1 protein-coding gene is annotated in these 927 nt (G+C 78.2%); it reads left to right on the top strand.

Going from position 1 to position 927, the window contains the following annotated elements; genetic code table 11:
• Positions 1-42 precede the first annotated feature (42 nt).
• Positions 43-927, top strand: an 885-nt coding sequence (locus tag GTW08_RS12165; RefSeq protein WP_161151937.1) for a glycosyltransferase, incomplete at its 3' end; no start/stop codon positions are given.

The following is a 927-nucleotide window of genomic DNA, read 5'->3' as shown; positions in this document are numbered from 1 at the left end:
GCCGCGGCCGTCGCCGGGCGTGAGCCGCCGGGGGAGCCTGCGGTGTCGGCCGAGCCGCTCACCGTCGTGGTCGCGACGCGGGGGCGGCCGGAGAGCGTACGCCGCTGCCTGGCCGCGGTGCTGGCAGGCGACCACCCGGACGTGACCGTGCTCGTCGTCGACAACGATCCGCCCGACGAGCGCACCCGCGAGGTCGTCCGTGACTGCGCGGACCCGCGGGTCCGCTACGTCCGCGAGCCGCGCCGCGGTGTCTCGGTCGGGCGCAACCGCGGCCTCGCCGAGGCCCGCACCGCGGTCGTCGCGTTCACCGACGACGACACCGAGCCCGACCCGCGGTGGGCGTCGCGGATCGCCGGGGCCTTCGCCGAGGACCCCGGTCTCACCGCGCTGAGCGGGCCGGTGCTCGCCGCGCGGCTGGAGACGCCCGAGGAGCGGGCCGCCGACGTCGCGCTGGCCTGGAACAAGGGCTTCCTGCCGCGCCGGTTCCGGCTCGACGACCCGCCCGCGGACTCCCCGGTGTTCCCGTTCTCCCCGGGCCTGTTCGGGATCGGGGCCAACCTGGCGGTGCGTGCCGAGCCGGTCCGTGCGCTCGGCGGGTTCGACGAGGCGCTCGGCCCGGGCCGGCCCACCCGCGGAGGCGAGGACATCGAGCTGCTGGTCCGGATCGTGCTCGACGGCGGCACCCTGGCCTACCTGCCCTCGGCCTGGGTGTGGCACCACCACCGGCCGTCGCCGGGGGAGCTCCGTGAGCAGATGGGCGGCTACGCGCTGGGTCTGGGCGCGTTCCTGGGCAAGGTCGCGCTGGACCCGCGGGCGCGCCGGCTGGCGGTGCGCCGGTTCCCGGCCGCGCTGGGGCGGCTGCGCGACATCGTGCGCCGCGAGTCCTCGACGCCGGTCACGGTCGCGCGGGCCCGGCAGGAGCCCGCG

This window comes from Pseudonocardia sp. SID8383, assembly GCF_009864975.1.
GTDB lineage: Bacteria > Actinomycetota > Actinomycetes > Mycobacteriales > Pseudonocardiaceae > Pseudonocardia > Pseudonocardia alni.
Note: the sequence above shows the minus strand (reverse complement) of the source record. Positions and strands in the feature narration are given on the sequence as shown.